Below are 23,477 nucleotides of genomic sequence, written 5' to 3'. Positions count from 1 at the left end.
AAAAATGCGTGGAGAAATTACTTTTTAAGATTTTGATAACTACAGTTTCTTAAAATCAGTCGGTTTCATGTTTTTTCGCTTTTTGAAATAATTCGTCAAATGACTTTCATCTGTAAAACCGAATTCGTAGGCAATCTGTTTTATGGGCAATTGATTGTTATGAAATCTTTTTTCGATTAAAGTCGTTCTCAAATTATGAATATATTCGCGGTAGCTTATGCTGAAAGTTCTTTTGAAATAAGCACTAAAATAGGTTTGAGCAATGTTAAAATGATCTGCAATTACTTTTATCTGAACCAATTTGGGCTGATAAATATTCTGGTGAATGTAATTTGCAATTTGTTCATTATCCAGATGTTTTGATGTCATTTGCAAATTCATGCATCGTATGGTTTCTTTTATAAGACCAAAAATGGAAAGAATCTGGTAAAAAACTATTGGAGAATTAGTAACATCTATATAATGATCATAAGTTATAATGTTTTCGACGGTGTTTTTTAAAATCGTTTTGCAAGGATCATCAAATTTAAGAACTGTTTCTTTTAAGATCTTATCACGCATGAAGCTCTCAGGAGTATGAACCAAGAATTCGTCGCAGGTAAGATTTTGTTTAGAGTTGAAATAATTGTCAGTGAACTTGATGAAAACAAATCGTGTACTTTTTTTGATGTCAAAATAATGCTTATCATCAGGAGAGATCACAAAAAGATCTCCCGCTTTATAATTCAATAAATTATTATTCAAATGATGAGTGCCGCTTCCTTTTTTGATATAAATAATTTCATAATAGGTGTGTGAATGCGGTGGAAGATGAAATTTTTCTTCTTCAAATTCATCAATCACAAGTGTTTTAAACTGATTTAATTTCGGCATGACTTAAATATACAATTTTATATCACAAATATACAATTTCTGTTGTGGCTTACAGTGTTAATTTTGCATCGTAGAAATTTAATCCTTTCTACTTGTAATGAAATGAAAAAAAGTCTTATTGCGCTCTCTTTAGGAGGGTTAACTATTGGAATTACAGAATTTGTAATGATGGGATTGCTCCCAGATATTGCTTCAGATATGAAAGTTTCCATCCCGGTTGCTGGATATTTAATTTCAGCTTACGCACTTGGAGTTGTTATTGGAGCTCCTTTATTAGTAATCGCAGGAAGAAATTATGCGCCTAAAAAAATGCTTTTAATATTAGCGTTAATGCTTGCGGTTTTTAATGCGTTGTCGATTATTGCGCCGGATTATAATGTTTTATTTGCGTCTCGATTTCTTTCAGGTTTACCGCATGGTGCCTTCTTCGGAGTTGGAGCGGTAGTCGCAAGCCGTTTGGCAGAGAAAGGAAAAGAAGCACAGGCAATTTCTATTATGTTCGCCGGTTTAACAATAGCCAACTTAATTGGTGTCCCGATTGGAACTTATATTGGACATCATTTTATCTGGCGCTATACTTTTGTTTTAATTGCCATTGTAGGACTTCTGACATTTTTAGCCATTTATTTATGGATGCCAAACCTCGAAAAAGGAGAAACTGTGAATATGAAAACACAGCTTCAGTTTTTTAAGAAAACAGAAGCGTGGTTAATTATCGGAATTACAGCGATTGGTTTCGGAGGTTTATTTGCCTGGATCAGCTACATCGCGCCGTTATTAATTAATGTATCGAAATTTTCGCCAGAAGATGTATCGTATATTTTGATTTTGGCGGGATTCGGAATGGTTGTCGGAAATTTTGCAGGAGGTAAATTGGCAGATCGGTTCTCGCCGGCTCCAACAACTTTAGCACTATTATTAGTAATGTCTATCGATTTGGTTTTGGTTTACTTTTTCTCCTTCAACCAATATGTTTCATTATTTCTAACTTTTCTAACGGGGGCGATATCTTTCTCAGTTATTGCGCCAATCCAGATGCTGATGATTCGTACTGCAAAAGGAGCAGAGATGATTGCTTCAGCATCATTGCAAGGGAGTTTTAATATTGGTAACGCCTTAGGAGCTTTTTTAGGCGGATTACCTTTAACGGCGGGTCTTAGTTATTCCTCTCCAAATTTAATTGGTGTCGGAATGTCGATTATCGGAATGATTATAACGTTCATTTTGATGAAATTACATCGTAAACAAGTATCTGTACAGCATATTTAAAGTAGCTCCACAAAATTATTTAAAGCCCTTTAACTTTTGTTTAAGGGCTTTTTTGTGCTTTAAACGCACTGGTCGCGCATTGAAATTTTATTCCTATCCTATTTTTAATGCTCTTACGTCAGAAAATACATTTTAAATTATCGAGGCTTTTTGATTTAAAAGTACTTTTTTTTTCAGCTTCTCTCGAATTTTAAGTGTAAAAATAACACCTAATAATTTCGTAATTAATATTCATGTAATCGATTGTTTTTTTTATAAAAATCGAATCAAATGAACGATTAATAATAATATATTTAATATTTTATATTGATTAAAATTATATATACCACATAAAAAATCAATAAAATTTTTGATATGTAATTTTTTTTAGGAATTTTTTATGACTTTTTATTTTTCGTTTAAAAAAAATATCTATGTTTGTGTAATCGATTACAACAATTTTTTTTGAGATACGAAATCGATTAAGTAATAAAGGCTGAAAAAAGATAAACAGGACACTATTATTGAATATTAAAAAATTCTCCTTCAAAAAAACATCTGTAATAAGTAAAATAGAATGAATTGAACGTAACCACAAAAAACCACTTAAACTAAAACGAAAAAAAATTTAATTAACTTAAACAATCAACCATGAACTTTAAAGAACTATTAAACAAAGGAGCAGATTTTTGCTTTAAACTTGTTTTCTTACTGTGCTTATTGATCGGCAGTCAACTACACGCGCAGGGCACAACGATAGAGGGAACCGTGAAAGACGCTGCAGGACTTTCGTTACCAGGCGTAAATGTCTTGGAGAAAGGAACTAAGAACGGGACTTCTACTGACTTTGACGGTCACTATAAAATAAAATTAACCAACCCGAAAGCTGTCTTAAGTTTTTCTTTTATAGGATTTAAAAGTGTTGACGTTTCGACAGAAGGAAAATCTAAGGTAAATGCTACTTTGACTGAAGATTCTAATAACTTAAATGAGGTTGTTGTAATTGGATACGGAACATCTAAAAAATCTGATTTAACTGGAGCTGTTGCAACATTCTCTGGAAATGAAATGCGAAAAATTCCGACTCCTAACGTCACTGAAGCTTTAACAGGTCGTATTGCAGGGGTTCAGGTAACTTCTTCTGAAGGTTCGCCAGATTCAAATGTTCAGATTAGAATTCGTGGAAATGGATCATTAACACAAGATGCTTCTCCATTATATATCGTGGATGGTTTTCCTGTAAACAATATCAATGATATTTCTTCTTCTGATATTGATACAATGACAATATTAAAAGATGCATCATCGACAGCAATCTATGGTTCTAGAGGAGCTTATGGTGTTGTTATTGTTACTACTAAAAAAGGTAAAGATGGTAAAATTGCTGTAAATTTTAACATGTTTTACGGTATGAAAAAAATGGCCAATACTATTGGTGTTACTGCTCCAGAAGATTATGTTAAATGGCAGTACGAATACGCTTTGCTTAAAGATAATACCGATTTAAGTTCTTACGAAAAATATTTTGGTTCATGGCAGGACTATGATATGTACAAAGGCATGAAGGGAAATAACTGGCAAAAACAAATTTTTGGACGTACAGGTGAGGTTCAAAGCCGTGATTTGTCTATTCGAGGCGGTTCTGATAAAATGAACTATAATTTCAACTATGCGCATTACGATGAAAAAGCAATTATGCTGGGATCAGATTTTAATAGAAATAACTTATCTCTTGCTTTAAACAGTAAGGCTTCTGATAAAATTGACTTAAGTTTTACAATGCGTTATTCTGATACTGAAATTAATGGTGGAGGTATGAACGAACAAAATGAAGTTTCTTCTGCAGATTCTCGTTTGAAAAACATTGTAGGATATGCTCCAATTCCAGTTCCGGGTTTAACAACTGATGATACTGACGAAGCAGTTGCTGATAATTTAACACATCCATTTGTTGCAATTTCGGATAGTGACCGCCAGCAATTCAGAAAAAACTTTAATATGCTGGGAAGTTTTTCTTGGAAACTTACTTCAGATTTAGTGTTTAAAACAGAATTAGGTTTGGATAATTACAATTTACAGGATTATCGTTATTTCGGACGTACAACTTATTACGTAAAAAACAGCCCTGCCGCAGAAAGACAAGGGATGCCGGCAATGATAATGGGAGACAGAAAAGACACTCGTTTTAGAAATGCCAATACGCTTAATTATGATTTCAAAAAATTAGTGGGAGAAAACCATAGTTTGAAATTACTTGTGGGAGAAGAATCAATTGATTACAAAAGAAATGACGTAAGCTCTGCAATTCAAGGATATCCATTGTCTTTTGACTTAGATCAGGCAAAAAAATTAACAACTCAGGGAACACCAATTTCAGTTGATAATTTCTACTTCCCAGACGATAAACTGCTTTCTTTCTTTGGTCGTGTAAATTATGATTATAAAGATCGTTACCTTTTTACAGCAACTTACCGTGCGGATGGTTCTAGTAAATTTTTAGGAGATAATAAATGGGGATTTTTCCCAGCAGCTGCGGCAGCTTGGAAGATCTCAGGAGAAGAATTTATGAAAAACGCTTCTTGGGTTAATTTGCTGAAATTAAGAGTAAGTTATGGTGAAGCCGGTAATAACAACATTCCGACAGGACAAATGGTTCAAAGTTTTATTTCTTCTACAACTACTTGGATCAATGGTGTTGATAATTTCTGGGCAGCTTCTAAAACAATGGCTAATCCAGATTTGAAATGGGAAACTACTGTTACACAAAACTTAGGTTTAGATTTCGACTTGTTTAAAAATAAAGTAACAGGATCTGTTGAGATATATAAAAATGTTACAAAAGATTTATTAATAAACTTCCCAATTGCTGGAGGAGGATATGATTTTCAGTACAGAAACATGGGTGAGGTTCAAAACACCGGAGTTGAGGCTACGTTAAATTTAAACCTTATTGAAAGAGCTAAATATGGAGTAAGTTTATCTTTTAATGCAGGATTTAATACTAATAGAATCAATTCTCTTGGTGTAATGAGTAATTACGGAGCAAGTTCTGGATGGGCTTCAACAGCTATCGGAAATGATTATTTAGTAAATGTCGGACAGCCAATTGGTATCATGTATGGATACAAAAGCGACGGACGTTATGAAGTATCTGATTTTGATTACAACGCAGGAGCTTATACTTTGAAAACAGGAGTAGCAGATGCTGCTACAATTGTAGGTCCAATGAAACCAGGTGCAATGAAATTAAAAGATATTGACGGTGACGGGAAAGTAAATGCAAATGATCTTTCTGTAATCGGAAATTCTAACCCAAAAAGTACAGGAGGTTTTGTATTAAATGCAAATGCTTATGGATTTGACCTTTCTGCTGCTTTTAACTACAGCATTGGAAATGATGTGTACAATGCTAACAAAATTGAATTTGGTACTTCTGTTCCAAATGGACAATATAGAAACTTAAATTCTGAAATGGCTGATGGAACAAGATGGACAAATTTTGATCCTTCAACTGGACAATTAGTTACAGATCCAGCGGCATTAACAGCTTTAAATGCAAATACAACAATGTGGTCGCCTTACATGCCTCGTGCTGTTTTTAGTGACTGGGCTGTTGAAGATGGATCATTCTTGAGACTTAATAATTTAACTGTAGGTTATACTTCACCAGAAGCTCTAACTTCTGCGCTGGGTGTTTCTAAATTGAGATTTTACCTTACAGCTAGTAATGTTTTTGTTTGGACTAAATACTCAGGACCAGATCCTGAATCTTCAACAAGAAGAAACACACCTCTTACTCCTGGAGTTGATTACTCAGCTTATCCGAGAAGCAGACAGTTGATCTTTGGTTTAAACCTTAATTTTTAATTCAGTAAAACTTTCACAAGATGAAACATAAAATATTAATAGCAGGAATGTTTGTAGCAAGTTTCTTTTCTTCTTGCTCAGATGATTACTTAGACGCTCCAGCGCAGTCAACACTAGATGAATCAGTTATTTTTTCCAGCCCGGGATTAGCTGAAGGAGCAATTGACGGAATTAAAGTTCCTTTTGCCGAAACTAACTCGTACAGAGGTCGTTTTCTTCCTTTCTACGGATTAAATACAGATACAGAATGGTATAACTCTTCGCAGACAGTAAGCGATGCTTCGGATTTATGCACTTACGATGCCAAACCAAACAACTCTCAAATGAATACCACAAACAATGCGTGGGCAATGATGTATTCAGGAATTGAGCGTGCGAATGTTTGTATTCGCGGTCTGCGTGAGTATGGTAATCCAACGCCAGGATCACAATTAGGTTATCTGTTAGGCGAGGCTTTAACTTTAAGAGCTATTTATTATGCAGATTTAATAAAAGCTTGGGGAGATGTTCCAGCTAGATTTGAACCAGTGAATAATGCAACTCTTTATATCGAGAAATCTAGCAGAGATGTAATTTATAAACAAATTATTGCTGACTTAGGAGAAGCAGCAACATTAGTACCTTGGCCGGGAGAAACTGCTGCAACAAGCAGTGTTGAGAGAATTAACAAGGCTTTTGTAAAAGGATTTCGTGCTCGTTTGGCAATGGCTGCCAGCGGTTTTCAGCAATATCCTGACGGTATAAGAAGAAGTACAGATCCAGAATTATCTGTTGGAAATATGTATGCATTGGCTTTAGCGGAATCTCGTGCCGTTATATCAAGCGGATCTGCACATTTAGAACCTTCATTTGAAACTTTCTGGAAAAAATACAATCAGGAATACATTACTGCAGGTGGAGAATCTCTTTGGGAACTTCCTTTTGCAGATGGTAGAGGGCGTATGCTGTTTACTTTCGCTGTCCGCCATGCTACAAATGACCAATTCCATGCAAATGGTGCTAATCGCGGCGGAACTGCCGGACCGCTTCCAACTGTATTCTACGATTACGATCAAACAGATACAAGAAGAGATGTAACGTGTGTTCCTTACAGATATGGTACTGCTGTAAACAATATTGCAAAACAAGAATTAGGAGCTTTAAATACTTGGTATTTTGGAAAATACCGTTACGAATGGATGACTCGTTTTGTTACTTCAACAAATGACGATGGTGTAAATAAAATTTATATGAGATATGCAGAAGTTCTTTTAATTGCAGCTGAAGCAGCAAATGAATTAGAAGGGCCGGCAGCAGCAGCTCCATATTTAAAAGAAATCAGAAGAAGAGCTTTCCCAGCGGCGGTTCAAGCGGTTAAAGTTGAAAATTATGTAGATGCACTGGCTTCTAAAGAAGCGATGTTTAATGCTATCGTTGATGAGAATAAATTTGAATTTACAGGAGAGATGGAGCGTAAACAAGCACTTATTCGCTGGAATTTATTAAAAACAAAATTAGACGAAGCAAAAGCAAAAATGTCTAGATTATCTCAAAGAACGGGTGAGTACGCAGATGTTCCAGCGACGTTATACTTTAAATACAAAAGCGACAATGTAAGTTTGGATATTTATGGACTTAATCGCGGAGAAACTACAGCTCCAGGTGCAGATTACACACAATTCCCATGGACTTGGACAGGTGCGACAGCCGATACTAAGATTAATACTTTGTATAAAGCAGGAGTTAATCCAGATAATAGACAATTCTGGCCAATCTGGCAGGTGTTTATTGATGGAAGCAATGGAAAATTAACAAACGATTATTCTTACTAACAACTCGCTGAAAATTAATAAAGTATAGTTATGAAAACAAAATATATAACAAAAGGATTAATTGCTTCATTACTGCTCATGCTTGCTTTTTCGGGCTGCGAGACTTTTAATGAGCCAGTAATAGAAAATTTAGAGGTAAGCAGAGAATTTTCTCCAATTGGACTTAAAGCAACAATTAGAAACCAGACAACAGTCGAATTAAACTGGACTGTAAAAGACGATGAAGATGCAGATCACTATGTAGTAGAATTTAGTGCAGATGACCCAGAATTTAAAACTATATATAAAACATTAAATGTTGCTCCAACAGAATTACCTGTACAAGTACCGCTTGAAGGAGAAACAGTTTATTCTATCAGAGTAAAAGCTGTAAGTGCTGCAGGTTTAGGTGATTCGAAATGGTCTGTAACTACTGCAACTACTTTATCTGAACAGTTATTGAGCGTTGTTCAAGATGCGGATATTGAAGCAAAACAGGTTACTTTAAGATGGACTCCAAATAGCAATGTAACGCAAATTGTAGTTAATCCAGGAAACGTAATTCATGCGATCACACCTGCAGAAAAAACGGCTGGAGTTGCTGTAGTTACAGGACTTGTAGGAGAAACAGATTACACTGCTTCCTTGTTTAACGGAACAAAGAAAAGAGGAGAAAGAACCTTTAAAACAGGAATAGACATTGGAACAGGAATTTTAGTTAAGCCTGAAGATGATTTAAATGCAAAAATTACTGAAGCGGCAGCTGGTTCAGTTTTAGTATTAATGCCGGGAGATTACCAAGTATTTAAAGGTGAAATTATTTTAAATAAACCAATTACATTAAGAGGATTACGTCCAGGTGATAAACCAAAATTACATGTGAAATTTACCGTAAATGCGGGAACAGCAAATCTTTCTTTAGTTGATTTAGATTTAGAAGGTTCTGGCGTAGGAGACAGTAATTTTATTACAATTTCTGGAGGAAGTACTTCTTATGGAGATATCTTAATTAGCGGCTGCTACGTTCATGATTATTTGCGAGCATTAATTTATGGAAATGCTAGTGCTGCAAAAGTAGCTTCGTTCACCGTAGACAATAGTATTGTTAAAAATGTCAATACTAATGCACAAGCAGACTTTATAGATTTTAGAAATACGTATGTTGCAAGTATAGTAGTTAAGAACAGTACTTTTGATACTTGTTCAGTTGGACGTGATTTTGTTAGAGCAGATGCTGTAGCGCCTGCAAACGGTTTCTCAGGAACTGGTTTAACTACAAATGTATTAATTGATAGCTGTACATTATATAAAGTATCAAATACAGCTGCGCCAAAAAGAATTTTATATCTTCGTTTTGCATCAAATTCGTCAACTGTAAAAAATACATTAATTGTTTCTACAACTGGAATTTATACAAATCAGCCAGCTACTACGATGCCGACATTTAGTAAAAACTATTACTACGATGCGACAAGTTTTATTGATGGTACAATTATAAATAATAAAATTGATGCATCTGCAACTACTGCAAATCCGCAGTTTACAAATGCTGCAACTGGAGATTTTACACTTGGTAACCAAACTTTAAAAGACAATAGAGTAGGAGATCCACGCTGGATAAAATAAAAATTCATGGTTAATAAATAGGAAAAGCGGTATACAAGTAAAATTGTATGCCGCTTTTTTGTTATTATTCTTATTTTCCAGTTTTACTGTAATTGAAAACTGTCACTGAACACTAAAATAATTATTCAATAACTAAATCAAACTTTTGCAATAAACCGGCAAGTGCGGCGTGCGAAACTTTTGTTCCCTTAATTTTATTTTCTGATGGATCAAAAGCATAATTTCTGGAAGTTCTAAAATCTGCCTTTTCCAAAATACATTCCACGAAAGTGGCATTAGAAAGATCGCAGTTTTTAAAAACAGCCAGAGATAAATCTGTATTAGAAAAATCAGCTTCTTTTAAAGAGCAGTCTGCAAAGTTGGTTTTTTTCAGCTTTTTATAAATGAAAGTAGAATAATCCAAAATGCAATCCTGAAAATTCATCGAAAATAAAAAACTGTTAGCAGCGCTGAAATCCAACCCCATTAACTTACAGCCAATAAATTTTATGTTTTTTAATCCAGTGTTTTTAAGAACTGCCAAAGAAAGATTACAGTTTTTAAAAGTACAATCCAAAAAGTCATTATGACTCAAATCACTTTTAGAAAAGCTGCAGTTAACGAATTCACAGTTTACAAATTCAGTGTTCGATAAACGCTGTTCTGAGTAATCAATCGTATCAAATATTCGGTTTTGATATAATTTAGTTTCCATATTATTTATTGAAGATGTTGGGGGATTTTACTTTTATTCCAATTCGATGCATTCAAAAATGCCATTGTTCAGAATTAAATGTGGAATATCAAGTTCACTGTCAACCCTTAAAATATTGTCGCAGTCTTCAAGATCAAAATTCCATAAAGTATTTGGCAATAATTCATGAAGCAGAACAGAAGCCGACTCAAATTTTGATGGACTGTCAACAGAAGTTTTAAATACATAAATCATAATTTGCGTTTTTGAACTGGCAAATTTCTGAAAAAAGTAAAGCTGTTTGTTAGGATTCTTTAATCAATAATTAGGACTTATCAATCATTTTTCGATAACGAATGGGTGAAATTCCTTCGGCCTTTTTGAAAAAACGGCTAAAGTACGACTGGTCTTCAAAACCTACTTGTACTGCGATTTCGCCTACAGAAAGTGAGGTTTGAAACAGTAAATATTTGGCTTCTAATAATATGTTGTCGTCAATCCATTTTACTGCCGATTTTCCAGTTACTGTTTTGACACATTTATTCAAATGGTTCGGCGTAACATTTAGCAATGACGCATAATAATTAACTTGATGCTGTGTTTTTATTTGATCATGAATAAGTTCCTTAAATTTTCCCGTAATCACCTCAGCAGCCGAAATACCTTTAGAAGTTTTTACAGCATTTTTATTCATTTCATAAAATAAAGTAATCAAATAAGACTGAACAATATTCAAATCTGTAAATGCAGTTTCTGAATATTCTTTTTTCAATCGATCCAAAATATTGGTAATAGGACTTATTTCTGGAGGAGTAAGTGTAATTTTAGGATTTCCTGATATTTTTAAAAAATCAAAATCATTCAGCAATTCACGGCTGCCGTATTTTCGAATTAAAATATCGGGATGGAATTGGCAGATATAGCCTTTGTGTATACTGTTTACATTGTCAAGCGAAAAAATCTGACCTGCAGGCACCATAATCATTTCATTATCCGTCGTGGTATATTCCTGATAACCCAGTTTCATGACATGCCTTCCTGATGAAATAAAAATTAAGGTATGGCAAGAATGTTTAGAAGGTGGAACAGGATGCCTCATCTGCATTACTTCTTCAATCTCCAGACAAAAGAAATGATCCGAATTTGATTTGAAAAGCAAATGCATCGGATTGTCTTCTCCTAAAAATTTCTCCCGAAATCCTTTTGCTTCGTAAGTCTTTATTTTTTCAGCTCCCTTTGTTTTCATGCTTAATAATATAGTCTAAAATCAAGCAGTTTACACAAATTATAATGTTTGGCATACAGATCTTCGACAACCTCAAAAAGATTATCGTTCTCCTGATACAAACTAAAAAATGCTTTATCAATTGTACTGCAGCTTGCAATTTTATTATAAGTAGATCCGTACCCAGAGATGGCTCTTGCACCCGTAATGTCTAAAAAATATTGAGCTTCTTCTTCGTTTAAATCTAAAACTTTAAGATTTGCAAAATGAATAATTTTGCCTTTCATTTTTCCTTCAAACAGTTCGGCAATTTCTTCTAAACTGTAGTAATAGTCATGAAGGCAGATGTTATTTTCCTGTCCCGGCATCGCCAGATAAATGATTTCATAATCCTTAAAATTATGATCTTCATAAAGTAAAATATTCAAACTTTCTTCTAAACCTTCAATCGTGTCGCAAGTTTTATGAATGCTCGAAATGCCTTGGTCAATCGCCAGTTCTTCCAGACATTTTACCACATGTGTGGGGCTGATGTCGTCTATATCTTTAACACCTTCAAGGCAGAAAATAAATTTTTCATTATCCATACAGTTGCGCTTTCTGATTTTTTAAGGATTGAAATTCTTTGTTTTTTGATTTTAACAAAAGTATTTTTTCTAACTTAAAATCTACCATAGAAAACAGAATTTAACGTGTTTTTTAGAAATTAACCAGAAGCTTTATTACGTAATCTTTTAACCGTATTTTTGTGGACTGAAAATTACTATTACGCATGATACAAATTAATCAAACGGCATCTTTTGCCATTGAAGACATATTATTCTCATTTGCCCTGGAATCTGAAGCAGCAGAAGTTTTTAAAGGCCATAATACTTTAATTACAGGAATCGGAAAAGTAAATGCGGCTTACGAATTGACAAAAGCAATTCAAAAGAAAAAGCCTTCGATAATTATAAATCTTGGATCGGCGGGAAGCAGTTGTTTTCAAAAAGGCGAAGTTATCTGTTGTGCCAAATTTGTACAGCGAGATATGGATGTTCGCGGATTAGGATTTGCACAATACGAAACGCCATTATCTGGTTTGCCTCCAGTTCTAGAATATGGTTTGTTAATGGATAATTTAAATGAAGGAATCTGCGGAACCGGTGACAACTTCGAAATGGGTCATTGTTCTGATGCTTACCAAGTGGTCGATATGGAAGCCTATGCTTTAGCCATGATCGCCATGAAAGAGGATATTCCGTTTTTATGCCTCAAATATATTTCTGATGGCGCCGATGATAATGCTGCAGAGGACTGGACGGTTCAGGTGCATAGAGCCGCTATTGCTTATGGTAAAATTTTAGGATTGATTGAAGAGACAGAGATTGTTTCTTAATTGAAGTGGCTTAGTTGATTTATGGATCTAAGCCTTTAAATATTAAATTAACTTTTGAAAATGATTGCCCTAGCCCAGATAGGAGCGGCATCCTTTTATGGCGGGGTTCGCCATAAAAGATATAGCAGATAGCTGGAACTAGCTTCAAATTATAAAAAACAACTTCAAACCTGCTCAAAAGTACATCTACACCCCTTAAAAAGAAAAAACTGCCACCTCTTTTTTTTGCATAAGCTCTATTTTGCAAAGCATTCGATTGATTTTTTTCATAGGTTTATTGCAATTAAATTACTCGAGCTTTTATTAAATTTCGTTTATGAAAAACATTAAAAACGGCATCTTAAGTTTTATTCTATTTTTTGCAATTGCTGTGAGTTCGTATGCTCAAAGTTCAGATTTGTATTTTGATCATATTAATTATGATACCCGTTTTTCGCAGAGCATGATTTCGAGTATTCATCAAACCAAAAAAGGATTTATATGGATCGGAACAGCGAATGGTTTGATTAGTTACGATGGCTATGATTTTCTGCGATATGTGTATAATAAAGACATTCTCAACAGCATCAGCAACAATCATGTTAATGTAATTTTAGAAGATAATAAAAGAGAAATTTGGGTAGGAACGAATAATGGCTTAAACCTTTTTAATAAAAACGAAAAGAGTTTTCTACGAGTTGATGTTCAGAAAATCAAAGGCGGACGAAACTATATTTCATCTATAATCCAAGACGATCAAAACAAAATCTGGGTTGGGACTTTTGGCGGTATCAAACGTCTGGACAGACAAAAATATTTGTTGGAAGAAATCTCAAACGATCATAATTCGCCATTTAGGAAAAGCAGGGTTTTGTCTTTGTTTTACGATCGTAATTACGGCGTTTTAGTCGGTACTTCTAAAGGTTTAGAATGTTTTGATCCTAAAAATGGTTCTAAGAAAGCTTTGCCAAAAATTTGGAGTGATAATACATCTTTGTTAAAATCTAAAATCTGGAAGATTCTAAAAGAAAAAAATGGCGATGTATGGTTTGCAACCGAAGCCAATGGCGTATTCCATTTTGATGCAAGTCAGAATTCAATAACCAATTTTCTGCTAAATACGAGTAAAAGAAAAAGTTTATCGTCAAATTGGGTGAATGATATTGTTGAGGTTGATGCCAATACAATCTGGTTTGCTACAAAAAACGGACTATGTGTTTACAAGAAAGACAGAAATGAATTTACGAAATACGGTCATAATGCGCTGGAGAGTTACAGTCTTTCAGACGATGATGTGAAATGTTTTCTTAAAGACCGACATAATGATATTTGGATTGGAACCAACGGCGGCGGTGTCAACTTTTTTCAAAAAACTAACACCAATTTTACCAATGTAAGAGAAGTTATAAAACCCAATTTCGGATTAAATACTGCTTTTGTAAATGCAGTGGCACGAGAAAATGACGGATCGGTTTGGGTGGGAACCAACGGCGGCGGTTTAAATTATCTTGATTTTAGAAACAATAAAAGTACTTCGTATGCTATTGAAAGTTATGATTTTGACAAAAGCGTAAATATGATAACTGCTTTGGTCAACCAAAACGAGCAGTATTTGTTTTGCGGAACTTTCAACGGATTATTTAAGTTCAATAAAAACAGTAAAACTTTTCAGTTTATATCGCTTTCGCGAAAAGATTCTAAAGAACGAGAACGTCCAATTACGTCTCTTTTAATGGATAATGGCGATCTGTGGGTGGGTACAAATGGCAACGGATTAAAAAAAGTAATGCCAGATGGAACGGTTGAAATTTACATGGCAGATGGAACTTCCAATTCACTGAGCGATAATTTCATTACGGATATTATCAACAGGAAAAACGGACTTTGGATTGCCACACAATATGGCTTAAACTATTTTGATAAAAAATTAAAACAAGTTACCAAAGTATTTAAAACAGGTTCCACAAACGGATTGTCGAACAACAGTTTAACCGTCATGTTTACTGATTCTAAAAATAGATTTTGGATTGGTACCGAAAGCGGAGGCGTAAATTTATTTGACGAACGGAAAGGCCGTTTTTTCGAAATCAACCGCTCAATGGGTTTTACGGATGAAACTATAAAAAGCATTTCAGAAGATTCTGAGGGAAATATCTGGATTAGCGACAATAACCTGCTTTATAAAATAAAAACCAAAAAGCTAAGTCCAGCTTTTAGAATTTCTGATTTTGAGATTACGTCGTATTCTTCCAAAGATGGTTTAAAAGTCAAACAGTTTTCGAACAACTGCAGTTTACAGCTCAATGCAAAAGAATTGGTTTTTGGATGTTCAAATGGTTTGGTGCTTTTTAATCCTTCGAAATTAATCAAAACAGAAGATAAAGCGCCAATTGTCCTGACGAAGCTTATCGTAAACAACGAAGAAATTAAACCAGGAAATAAAGAAGTTACACTGGAAAAACGAATTAGCGAAACTTCCGAAATCACTTTAAAACACGATCAGGGATACATCGGAATAGAATTTAGTGCGATGAATTTTATTTCACCAGAAAAAAGCGAATATGCTTATAAATTAGAAAGTTCATTTAATAAAGACGATTGGCATAATATCGGGTCGCAGCATTATATCAATTTGACAAATTTGAATTCTGGAACGTATCTGCTAAAAATAAAAACTTCAAATGGCGGCGGAGAATGGAATCCGACAATTAAAACCTTAAAAATTATTATGCTGCCGCCGTGGTGGAAAACGTGGTGGGCTTATGTTCTTTATCTTGGATTATTGGCCGGCGCCGCTGTTTTATTATTCCGTTTTTTACGAAACCGAGAATTATTAAAACAAACCTATTATTTGGATCAGGTCGAGAAAGAAAGACAAGAAGAATTGTATAAAATGAAACTCGATTTCTTTACGAATGTTTCGCACGAAATTAGAACGCCTCTTACGCTTATAAGCGGACCCGTTGAAGAACTTTTGAGCGGTGCCGAAAAGAATTCGAATCTGGAACATAAATTAAAAACCATTAAAAGTAATTCTGACCGCTTATTAAAATTGGTCAATGAACTAATGGATTTTAGAAAAGCCGAAAAAGGGAGTATGAAAATCTATTGCGAGCAGCAGGATATTGTTTCGTTCTGTTTTGATATTTATGAATCGTTCCGCGGAATTGCCGTTGAGAAAAAGATTGATTACAAATTTGTACTTAATATTAATACCGCGCTGCTTTATTTCGATAAAAACCAAATGGAAAAAGTGATTTACAATCTCCTTTCGAATGCATTTAAATTCACTAGTAAAAATGGAAAAATCACTTTGGCTGTAGAGCAAAAAGAAGATTCTGATTCTATCGAAATAAAAGTAAAAGACAATGGAATTGGTATTCCAGAAAATAGAAAAAAGAAAATCTTTAAAAACTTTTTTCAGTTAGACGAACGCGGCAGCGCCAATTTGGGAAGCGGTATTGGTCTGGCTTTGAGTAAAAGTATTGTAGAACTGCATCACGGAGAAATAAAAGTACAAACAGAAGCTGATGCCAATTTCAATACGATATTTACCATTACATTAAAGAAGGGGAAAGAGCATTTTAAAAAATCGCAGATTGTTGAAAATGCAATTAAAATAGAAGAAAACGCCAATCCTATTTCTGATGTTAAAACCGAAATTGATATTTATGAACCGGAATATCTGGACGAATCTGATAACAGTACAAAAAAGACGGTTCTCGTAATTGAGGACAACGAAGAAGTACTTTCGTTTATAAACGATATTTTATACAGCGATTATAAAGTGCTGCGATTTACAGATGCCATAAAAGCTTTAGAATATATGGAGAAAGAAATTCCAGATCTTATCCTGACAGATGTTATGATGCCCGAAATGGATGGTTTTGAATTGTGTAAAATTTTAAAAACGAGTCAAAATACCAATCATATTCCAGTGATACTTTTAACGGCAAAATCTTCGACTTTAAATAGAATTGAAGGACTTTCGACAGGCGCAGATGCTTATATTTCGAAACCTTTTAGTATTGAAGAATTAAAATTAACCATTGCCAATTTATTATCTGCCAAAGAAATAATGCGTCAAAAATACGGTGAAGGTTTTATTGCAGATGCTGAGCAGGAAAATGTAAACACGCCCGAAGGCCAATTTGTAAAAAAACTAACTCAGATCATCGAAGCCAATCTCGATAATACAGATTTTGATGTAAATGATTTAGTAAATGAAATAGGAATGAGCAGAACAGTTCTTTATAAAAAAGTACAAATGCTGACTAATCATTCTGTAGCAGGATTTATCAAAAACATGAGATTAAAGAAAGCGGCAAGTCTTTTGTCCAATACCAGTTATTCCGTTTCTGAAGTAACCTATATGGTTGGTTTTAATGATCGAAAACACTTTAGTAAAGAATTTAAAAAGTTCTACAATCTTTCTCCTACTGAATATAAAAGCGCTCAGGTTAAGAATTAACCGCATATTTCACCGCAAAGATCGCTATGGTTTACGCAAAGTCCGCACAGTTTAATTTTAAGCTTTGCGGACTTTGCGTTTTTTCTTTGCGGACTTTGCGGTTAAAATTTAATTATAAAACTTGAAATTAGTTACCCAATAATTTTTTAAGGTTTTTATTACGAATACCATTTTTTAAGGCTTTGTCACGTGTTAAATTCGCAAATAAACACATTGACGCCCCCAAATGCGAATGTTTTTCTCCCCTGAAACCGTCATTTATTAGTCACATTTGCAACATAAATCATGACTGATTTCTATCTAACTAACCAAAAAAATAACTTATGAAAAAAAACAAACATGTAAAGATGTTTTTTCTTGGAGGAAATTATCTAAAACTAGTTTTATTGCTTTTTATGTGTATTCTCTCAACCACAGTGAGTGCACAAGAAAGTTCGATTACAGGAAAAGTAGTCGACAATGCCGGACTCCCGCTTCCGGGGGTAAATGTACATGCCAAAGGAACCTCAAAAAGTACACAAACCGATTTCGACGGGAATTTTACAATCAGTGTCCCGGCAAAAAGTACGTTAGTTTTTTCTTTTATCGGAATGGATGAAGTTTCTGTTGATACCGAAAACAAGAAAAATTTAAAAGTAGTATTAAAAGAAAGTTCTCAAGCGCTTGACGAAATTATCGTTGTAGGTTACGGCACGAAAAAGAAAAGTGACGTAATTAGTTCTGTTGCATCGGTAAAACCAGAAGACATGACCAAAGTAGCAACTTCTGATGTTGGTGAAATGCTTAGAGGTAAAGCAGCCGGAGTTCAGGTAAGTTTGGCCGATGGCGGACCAGGAAGTTCTTCTTCAATCCAAATTAGAGGGAAAAAATCTATTAACGGAAGCAACGAACCAATCGTAATCGCCGATGGAATCGTAATCGGAAATATTAATGATATTAATGCGAATGATATTGCTTCTCTAGAAATCTTAAAAGATGCGGCTGCACAATCTATTTATGGAGCAAGAGCATCCAACGGAGTTATTCTGATTACTACCAAAAGAGGAAAAACAGGAAAAGCAAAAATCTCTTATAATGGTTTTTCTGGCGTTCAAACTGTCAATAGAAACTTTGATGTTTACAGCGGAGAAGAATTTGCACAGCTAAAAAGAGAAGCATACAGAACTAGTAATAATGGCGTTTACAGACCAGATAATCAGGTTTTCACTCCATTAGAATTAGAATCTGTTCAATCTGGAAAATATATTGATTGGGAAAAATTGGTTTTAAGAACAGGCGTGACTAATAACCATAGTTTGAGTATTTCATCTGGAACAGATAAAACAAGTATATTTTCGAGCATCAACTACATCAATACTTCAGGAGTAGTTCCAAATTCGGATTATGATAAAGTAGCAATGAGGGTAAATGTGGATCAGAGAGTTACAGATTGGTTAAAAGTAGGGATGAATGTTTCGCTTCAGTTCTCAGAATCAAATCGTCCTAATGTAGGTAACATTTTAAATAATGCTATAAATACATCACCGTTAGGGCAGGTTTATAATCCAGACGGCTCTTTCCGTTACCTTCCAGGAGGAATTCAGGAAACACCAAATCCGCTTATTGATGTTTATGAAACCAACACAAATGAATTGAATAGAAATGATATCATGAATGTCTTTCTAGATATTAATCTGGCAAAAGGTTTTACTTATAAATTAAATGCCAGCCGCAGATCTTGGAATTATAAAGCTTTGTCTTTTAATACTTCAAAATCGCTTTCTGGGATTGCTAACTCAGGACAGGGAAGCGGCAGCATTACTTATAAAGACAATGTAGAATATCAGTTAAGTAATATTTTGCATTACAACTTCAACTTAGCTGAAAAAAATCATTTTAATGCAACTGGGGTTTATGAAATTACCTCATCGGAGTATAGTGATTTTAGTAATTCAGCAAGCAGAATTCCAAGTGATATTTTGGGTATTTACGGTTTAGAAAGTGCTTTCTTAAATACACCTTTAATTGGAGGAAACGAAAGATCTCTTGTTTCGTTTGCAGGAAAATTAGAATATGATTTTGACAGTAAATATTATTTCACCGTTTCAGGAAGAGCCGACGGGTCTTCAGTATTTGGAGCAAATAATAAATGGGGATTTTTCCCAGCGGTAAATGCAGCATGGAATGTTTCGAATGAAGAGTTCATGAAAGAACACGTTCCAGTTATCAGCAATTTAAAATTAAGAGCAAGTTATGGTAAAGTAGGTAACCAGCCAAAAGATCCTTACCAAAGTATGGCAACTGCCGTGCAGAGAGATTATATTATTAATGGCGTAAAAGTTTCAGGATATGTGCCAGGCACGCAATTATCAAATCCCGATTTAAGATGGGAAACCTCAACACAGCTTAACCTTGCAGCCGACTTTGGTTTGTTCAAAAACAGATTAACGGGTACAGTTGAGGTTTATAATACCGATACTTCAGATTTGCTGATTTATGAAACATTAAATGCCAATACGGGATATACCTTGAAACTTTCAAATATTGGAAAGGTAAACAATAAAGGTCTGGAGGTTACTTTGAACGGTGATTTAATTAAAAAGAAAGATTTCAGATTGAATGTTGGAGCAACTTTCACTAAAAATAAAAACAGCATAGTAAGTATCTACGGAAAAGATGCAGATGGCGACGGAAGAGAAGATGATGCCGTTGGAAACTTATGGTTTATTGGAAAACCAATTGATGTTTATTACCGATACAAAGCAGTTGGAATTTATCAGGAAGGCGAAAATATTCCGCTAGTTACAGGAACAACTTTGTATCCTGGAGATATCAAATTATATGACGCAGATCCGTCAAATGGTGCCAATCCAAATCCGGATCAGGACAGAGTGATCACTTCCAAAATGCCGGATTGGTTTGGTACTTTCTCTTTGGCTTTAGAATACAAACAATTCGATTTCTCAGCAGATATTTATACGGTTCAGGGTGTTACCAGAGATAACTTGTTTTTATACGATTATGTGCGTGGAGGATCTTTAAGAGGCGTTAAAAACGGTATCAAACAAGATTATTGGACACCAGAAAATCCTGGAGGAAACTGGCCGAGACCAAGAGACGGAAATGATCCGCCTTACATCAATACTTTAGGATTACAAGACGCTTCCTATGTTCGTCTTCAAAACGTTTCGGTTGGATTTAAATTTCCAGAAAATACAATTAAATCGCTGGGGTTGAGCAATATGAGACTTTATGTAACAGGAAGCAACTTGGTTACCATTACAGATTACCAATCTTATAGTCCAGAAAAAGAAATAAACGATTATCCTGAGCCTGTTACTTGTGTTATTGGCTTACAGGTAGGTTTTTAACACAGCTTAAGACATTCAATAAAATAAAAAAATAACAAGATCATGAAAAATATAAATTTTCTATTTGTTTTGATATTCGGGCTTTCTTTGGGACTTACTTCGTGCGAAGATTTTCTAGAGGAAACGGTAAAAGATCAAGTTTCTGTAGATTATGTCTACAGTTCTCCAGCAGGATTAGAAGTTGGAGTTAATGCACTGTACAATCAAATGCGTTATTACAATCTGCCATCTGGTGACAACAGCGATTTGTGGGCCAATGTATTCTTTATGGTAGCAACAGATTTAGGATTGCACAGAACGTGGAATACACCATACGGAACTGGTCATAATCCGCAGTCGTTCACAGGTTCAAAATGGATTCAGGGCTATAAGATTATCGACAGGTGTTCGGCAATTATCACTGCTGCAAGATCAATTCAAATGGATGACGCAGCTAAGAAAAGATTAGTAGCGCAGGCAAGAGTAATTAGAGGTGAATTGTATTTGGATTTAAAACAAATGTATGGAGGTATTCTAATTGATACAATTCCAACAACTCCTCAAAATATTAACGATCCAGTAGAGTACAAAGTAGCAAGCGACGCAGATGTTTACAGATTAATCGATGCTGATTTAGACTATGCAATTGCCAATCTTCCTTTTAAAGTAGATCCAGGACGTTACGGGCAGGGTGTTGCCCGACATATTCGTGGCAAAAGTGCTTTATGGCAGCAAGACTGGGCAGGGGCAGCGGCGCAGTTTGATGCTATTATCAATGACGGAACTCATGGTTTAGTTGCACTTGCTGATGTTTGGGGACAAAACGGAAATCATAAAGAATCTCTTTTTACCTATCAAAAAGACTTTTTATTAGGTCCTGATGATAATTTAGCTGGAGGCGGCGGTTCTTGGCTGAGCAGTGTTTTTACTCACAGAACTTATGAATTAAATACCAGCGAATTGGTTCAGGACGTGGCATACGGAGGTCAGGCTCTAGGCTGGTTTTATCCAAATAACTATTTGAAATCACTTTACGATCAAACAAACGACTTGAGATTTAAAACCTATTATTATTCCGATAATTATCAGGATTATAAAATCAATGTTCCAGGGAATCCAAAATTCGGACAGCCAATTACCAATCCGGCAATCGCGGCTCCAAATGGAAATTACAGAGCTTGGCACTGGAGTTTGAAAAAATACCACGATACAGAAAAACTGCCAATGACTTCAAACAGTTACAAAGATTATATGTATTACAGATTGGCAGAAACGTATTTATTAGCGTCTGAAGCTCATCACAATTTAGGAAACGATACCAAAGCCCTTGCGTATTTAAATAAAGTAAGAAGAAGAGGTTATACCGGAAATCCTGAAAGCACCGTAACAACTTTTGATTTAACAGCTTGGACTTTAAATAATTATTTAGACGAATCGGCTAGAGAATTAGCATTTGAAAACAACAGATGGTTTCTTTTGAAAAGACTCGGACTTTTGGTAGAAAGACAGAATTTATATTTTCGCTCAAGTCCATCTGGAACTATTCCTGGAGAAGTGCCATTAAAAATGACTCCTGCAATGATCAATATGCCGATTCCGCAAAGTCAAATCGATTTGATGGGAAAACCAGAAGGATTTAATGTAGGCTATAATTAATATTTAATACATAGAAACATAGATTGAACACCTTTTTTGAGCTTATAAACTATGCTTCTATGTGTTTAAAAAAACTTCCAAAAAGTTAAGGTTAAAGTTAGTAATAACCCGATCCGGGAAACAAAGTAACATTTGATTTCCGGATCAAACTAAAAAAAAACACGATGATAAATAAACAATATATTTTAGGTCTATTAACTGTTTTGCTGTTTGCTTCCTGCAGCAACGACGAAAAAGTAGTTTTTATAAATGCAGATGAAGACGGCGGTACCGGCAGTCCAAATCCGATTACTCAAACCTTAAAAGAAAAAGCAAAATTTAAGGTTGGTGCAGCAGTTAAAATGAAAGATTTACAAGGAGAAGCCAATTATAAAAATGCAGTTATAAAACATTATAACCAGATTACGGCTGAGTTCGAAATGAAAATGGCTAGTATCTGGTCATCCTCAACAGCGTATAATTTTACAGCCGCCGATTATTTAGTTGGTTTTGCAAAAGACAATAATATGAAAGTGCACGGACATACTTTAGTCTGGTACGATTCCTTTCCAGAATGGTTTAAAAACGCAAAATACGATTCCATTGCATTCGAGTCAAAAGTCAAAATTTACATTACAGATGTTGTTGGTCGTTATAAAGGCAGAGTAAAAAGCTGGGATGTTGTAAATGAAGTTTTTGCCGATGGCGGAGCTTTACGAAATGAAACCGTAATCAAACCAATTTTTAATGACCCAATAGGCTTTTACGGCAGGTGTTTTAAATATGCAAAAGCTGCAGATCCAGAGGCTAAATTATTTTACAATGATTACAGCGTAGTTCTGGATGGTGGAAAAAGAGCTGCCATAAAAAAAATGGTAACCAGATTCAAAGCCAATGGAATTCCAATCGATGGTGTGGGAGACCAATTTCATTATGCAACAGACACCAACAGGCAAACCATGAAAACCGGTTTTACTGATATGGCTTCAACAGGATTGTTAATTCACATTTCAGAATTAGACATCAAAGTAAACACAGCTAAATCGGACTCGTATGTTTTTACAGATGCCGAAGCCCAAAAACAGGCTGAAACTTATAAATACATCACAACGATGTACGAAGAATTGCCTCAAACCCAAAAATTTGCCATTTCAACTTGGGGTGTAACCGACAAATATACTTGGTTAACCGGTTTTTGGCATTCAAAAGAGTATCCGTTGCTTCTAGATGCCGACTATAATAAGAAACCTGCATACCAAGGATTTTTAGATGGATTGAAATAGAGTTTTTAAGAGTGTAGAAAATAGAATATAGAGTATAGAGAATAGAGGCAAGAAGCGAGAAGCAAGATCTAAGATTCTTAGAAAAATCTTTTCTCTATGT

The 23,477-nt window shown here is 34.8% G+C and carries 14 protein-coding genes; 9 read left to right on the top strand and 5 right to left on the bottom strand.

The annotated features are described in order from the left end of the window. Positions 1–39: 39 nt before the first annotated feature. A complete protein-coding gene (locus tag HYN86_RS00900) occupies positions 40–873 on the bottom strand; it encodes an AraC family transcriptional regulator (RefSeq protein ID WP_113676368.1) in 834 nt (277 codons plus the stop codon). Between the two features lie 102 nt (positions 874–975). Here HYN86_RS00900 and HYN86_RS00895 point away from each other — a divergent pair, with 102 nt between their 5' ends. From HYN86_RS00895 to HYN86_RS00880, 4 genes are all read left to right on the top strand, one after another. Continuing rightward, the gene (locus HYN86_RS00895; protein WP_113676367.1) at positions 976–2,142 is read left to right on the top strand and encodes an MFS transporter; all 1,167 of its coding nucleotides are present in this window, start codon (positions 976–978) and stop codon (positions 2,140–2,142) included. Between the two features lie 630 nt (positions 2,143–2,772). Next, positions 2,773–5,988 carry a SusC/RagA family TonB-linked outer membrane protein gene (locus tag HYN86_RS00890; RefSeq protein WP_113676366.1) on the top strand — a complete coding sequence of 1,072 codons (3,216 nt, stop codon included), beginning with the start codon at positions 2,773–2,775 and terminating at the stop codon, positions 5,986–5,988. Between the two features lie 20 nt (positions 5,989–6,008). Continuing rightward, positions 6,009–7,799, top strand: coding sequence for a RagB/SusD family nutrient uptake outer membrane protein (locus HYN86_RS00885; RefSeq protein WP_113676365.1), 1,791 nt, complete (start codon positions 6,009–6,011; stop codon positions 7,797–7,799). Positions 7,800–7,829: 30 nt separating this feature from the next. Continuing rightward, positions 7,830–9,404 (top strand): DUF5123 domain-containing protein, encoded by a 1,575-nt coding sequence (locus HYN86_RS00880; RefSeq protein ID WP_113676364.1) that lies wholly within the window; start codon positions 7,830–7,832, stop codon positions 9,402–9,404. 121 nt (positions 9,405–9,525) lie between these two features. Here HYN86_RS00880 and HYN86_RS00875 read toward each other — a convergent pair whose 3' ends face one another. The 4 genes from HYN86_RS00875 to HYN86_RS00860 form a co-directional block, all read right to left on the bottom strand. After that, complete coding sequence (locus HYN86_RS00875; protein ID WP_113676363.1) at positions 9,526–10,098, bottom strand: pentapeptide repeat-containing protein; 573 nt, start codon at positions 10,096–10,098, stop codon at positions 9,526–9,528. A gap of 33 nt (positions 10,099–10,131) precedes the next feature. Then, positions 10,132–10,332 (bottom strand): hypothetical protein, encoded by a 201-nt coding sequence (locus HYN86_RS00870; RefSeq protein WP_113676362.1) that lies wholly within the window; start codon positions 10,330–10,332, stop codon positions 10,132–10,134. Positions 10,333–10,402: 70 nt separating this feature from the next. Next, positions 10,403–11,323 carry a helix-turn-helix domain-containing protein gene (locus HYN86_RS00865; RefSeq protein WP_230406411.1) on the bottom strand — a complete coding sequence of 307 codons (921 nt, stop codon included), beginning with the start codon at positions 11,321–11,323 and terminating at the stop codon, positions 10,403–10,405. Positions 11,324–11,325: 2 nt separating this feature from the next. After that, the gene (locus HYN86_RS00860) at positions 11,326–11,889 is read right to left on the bottom strand and encodes a DUF6642 family protein (protein WP_113676361.1); all 564 of its coding nucleotides are present in this window, start codon (positions 11,887–11,889) and stop codon (positions 11,326–11,328) included. Between the two features lie 185 nt (positions 11,890–12,074). On the opposite strand from HYN86_RS00860, the gene HYN86_RS00855 reads away from it, so the two are divergent. The 5 genes from HYN86_RS00855 to HYN86_RS00835 all read left to right on the top strand — a co-directional run bounded on the left by HYN86_RS00855 (position 12,075) and on the right by HYN86_RS00835 (position 23,377). Beyond that, entirely contained in the window at positions 12,075–12,680 is a 606-nt protein-coding gene (locus HYN86_RS00855) for a 5'-methylthioadenosine/S-adenosylhomocysteine nucleosidase family protein (RefSeq protein ID WP_113676360.1), read from the top strand. A gap of 316 nt (positions 12,681–12,996) precedes the next feature. Beyond that, positions 12,997–17,130, top strand: coding sequence for a hybrid sensor histidine kinase/response regulator transcription factor (locus tag HYN86_RS00850; protein WP_113676359.1), 4,134 nt, complete (start codon positions 12,997–12,999; stop codon positions 17,128–17,130). Between the two features lie 323 nt (positions 17,131–17,453). Continuing rightward, positions 17,454–20,480 (top strand): SusC/RagA family TonB-linked outer membrane protein, encoded by a 3,027-nt coding sequence (locus HYN86_RS00845; RefSeq protein WP_113676358.1) that lies wholly within the window; start codon positions 17,454–17,456, stop codon positions 20,478–20,480. Positions 20,481–20,522: 42 nt separating this feature from the next. Beyond that, positions 20,523–22,115, top strand: a complete 1,593-nt coding sequence (locus HYN86_RS00840) for a RagB/SusD family nutrient uptake outer membrane protein (RefSeq protein WP_113676357.1) — start codon at positions 20,523–20,525, stop codon at positions 22,113–22,115. Between the two features lie 164 nt (positions 22,116–22,279). Beyond that, positions 22,280–23,377, top strand: coding sequence for an endo-1,4-beta-xylanase (locus tag HYN86_RS00835; RefSeq protein ID WP_113676356.1), 1,098 nt, complete (start codon positions 22,280–22,282; stop codon positions 23,375–23,377). Positions 23,378–23,477 lie beyond the last annotated feature (100 nt).

The sequence above is a fragment of the Flavobacterium fluviale genome (genome assembly GCF_003312915.1).
Lineage (GTDB): Bacteria > Bacteroidota > Bacteroidia > Flavobacteriales > Flavobacteriaceae > Flavobacterium > Flavobacterium fluviale.
The sequence above is the reverse complement of the archived record's forward strand: the minus strand, read 5'-3'. Positions and strand labels throughout refer to the sequence as shown.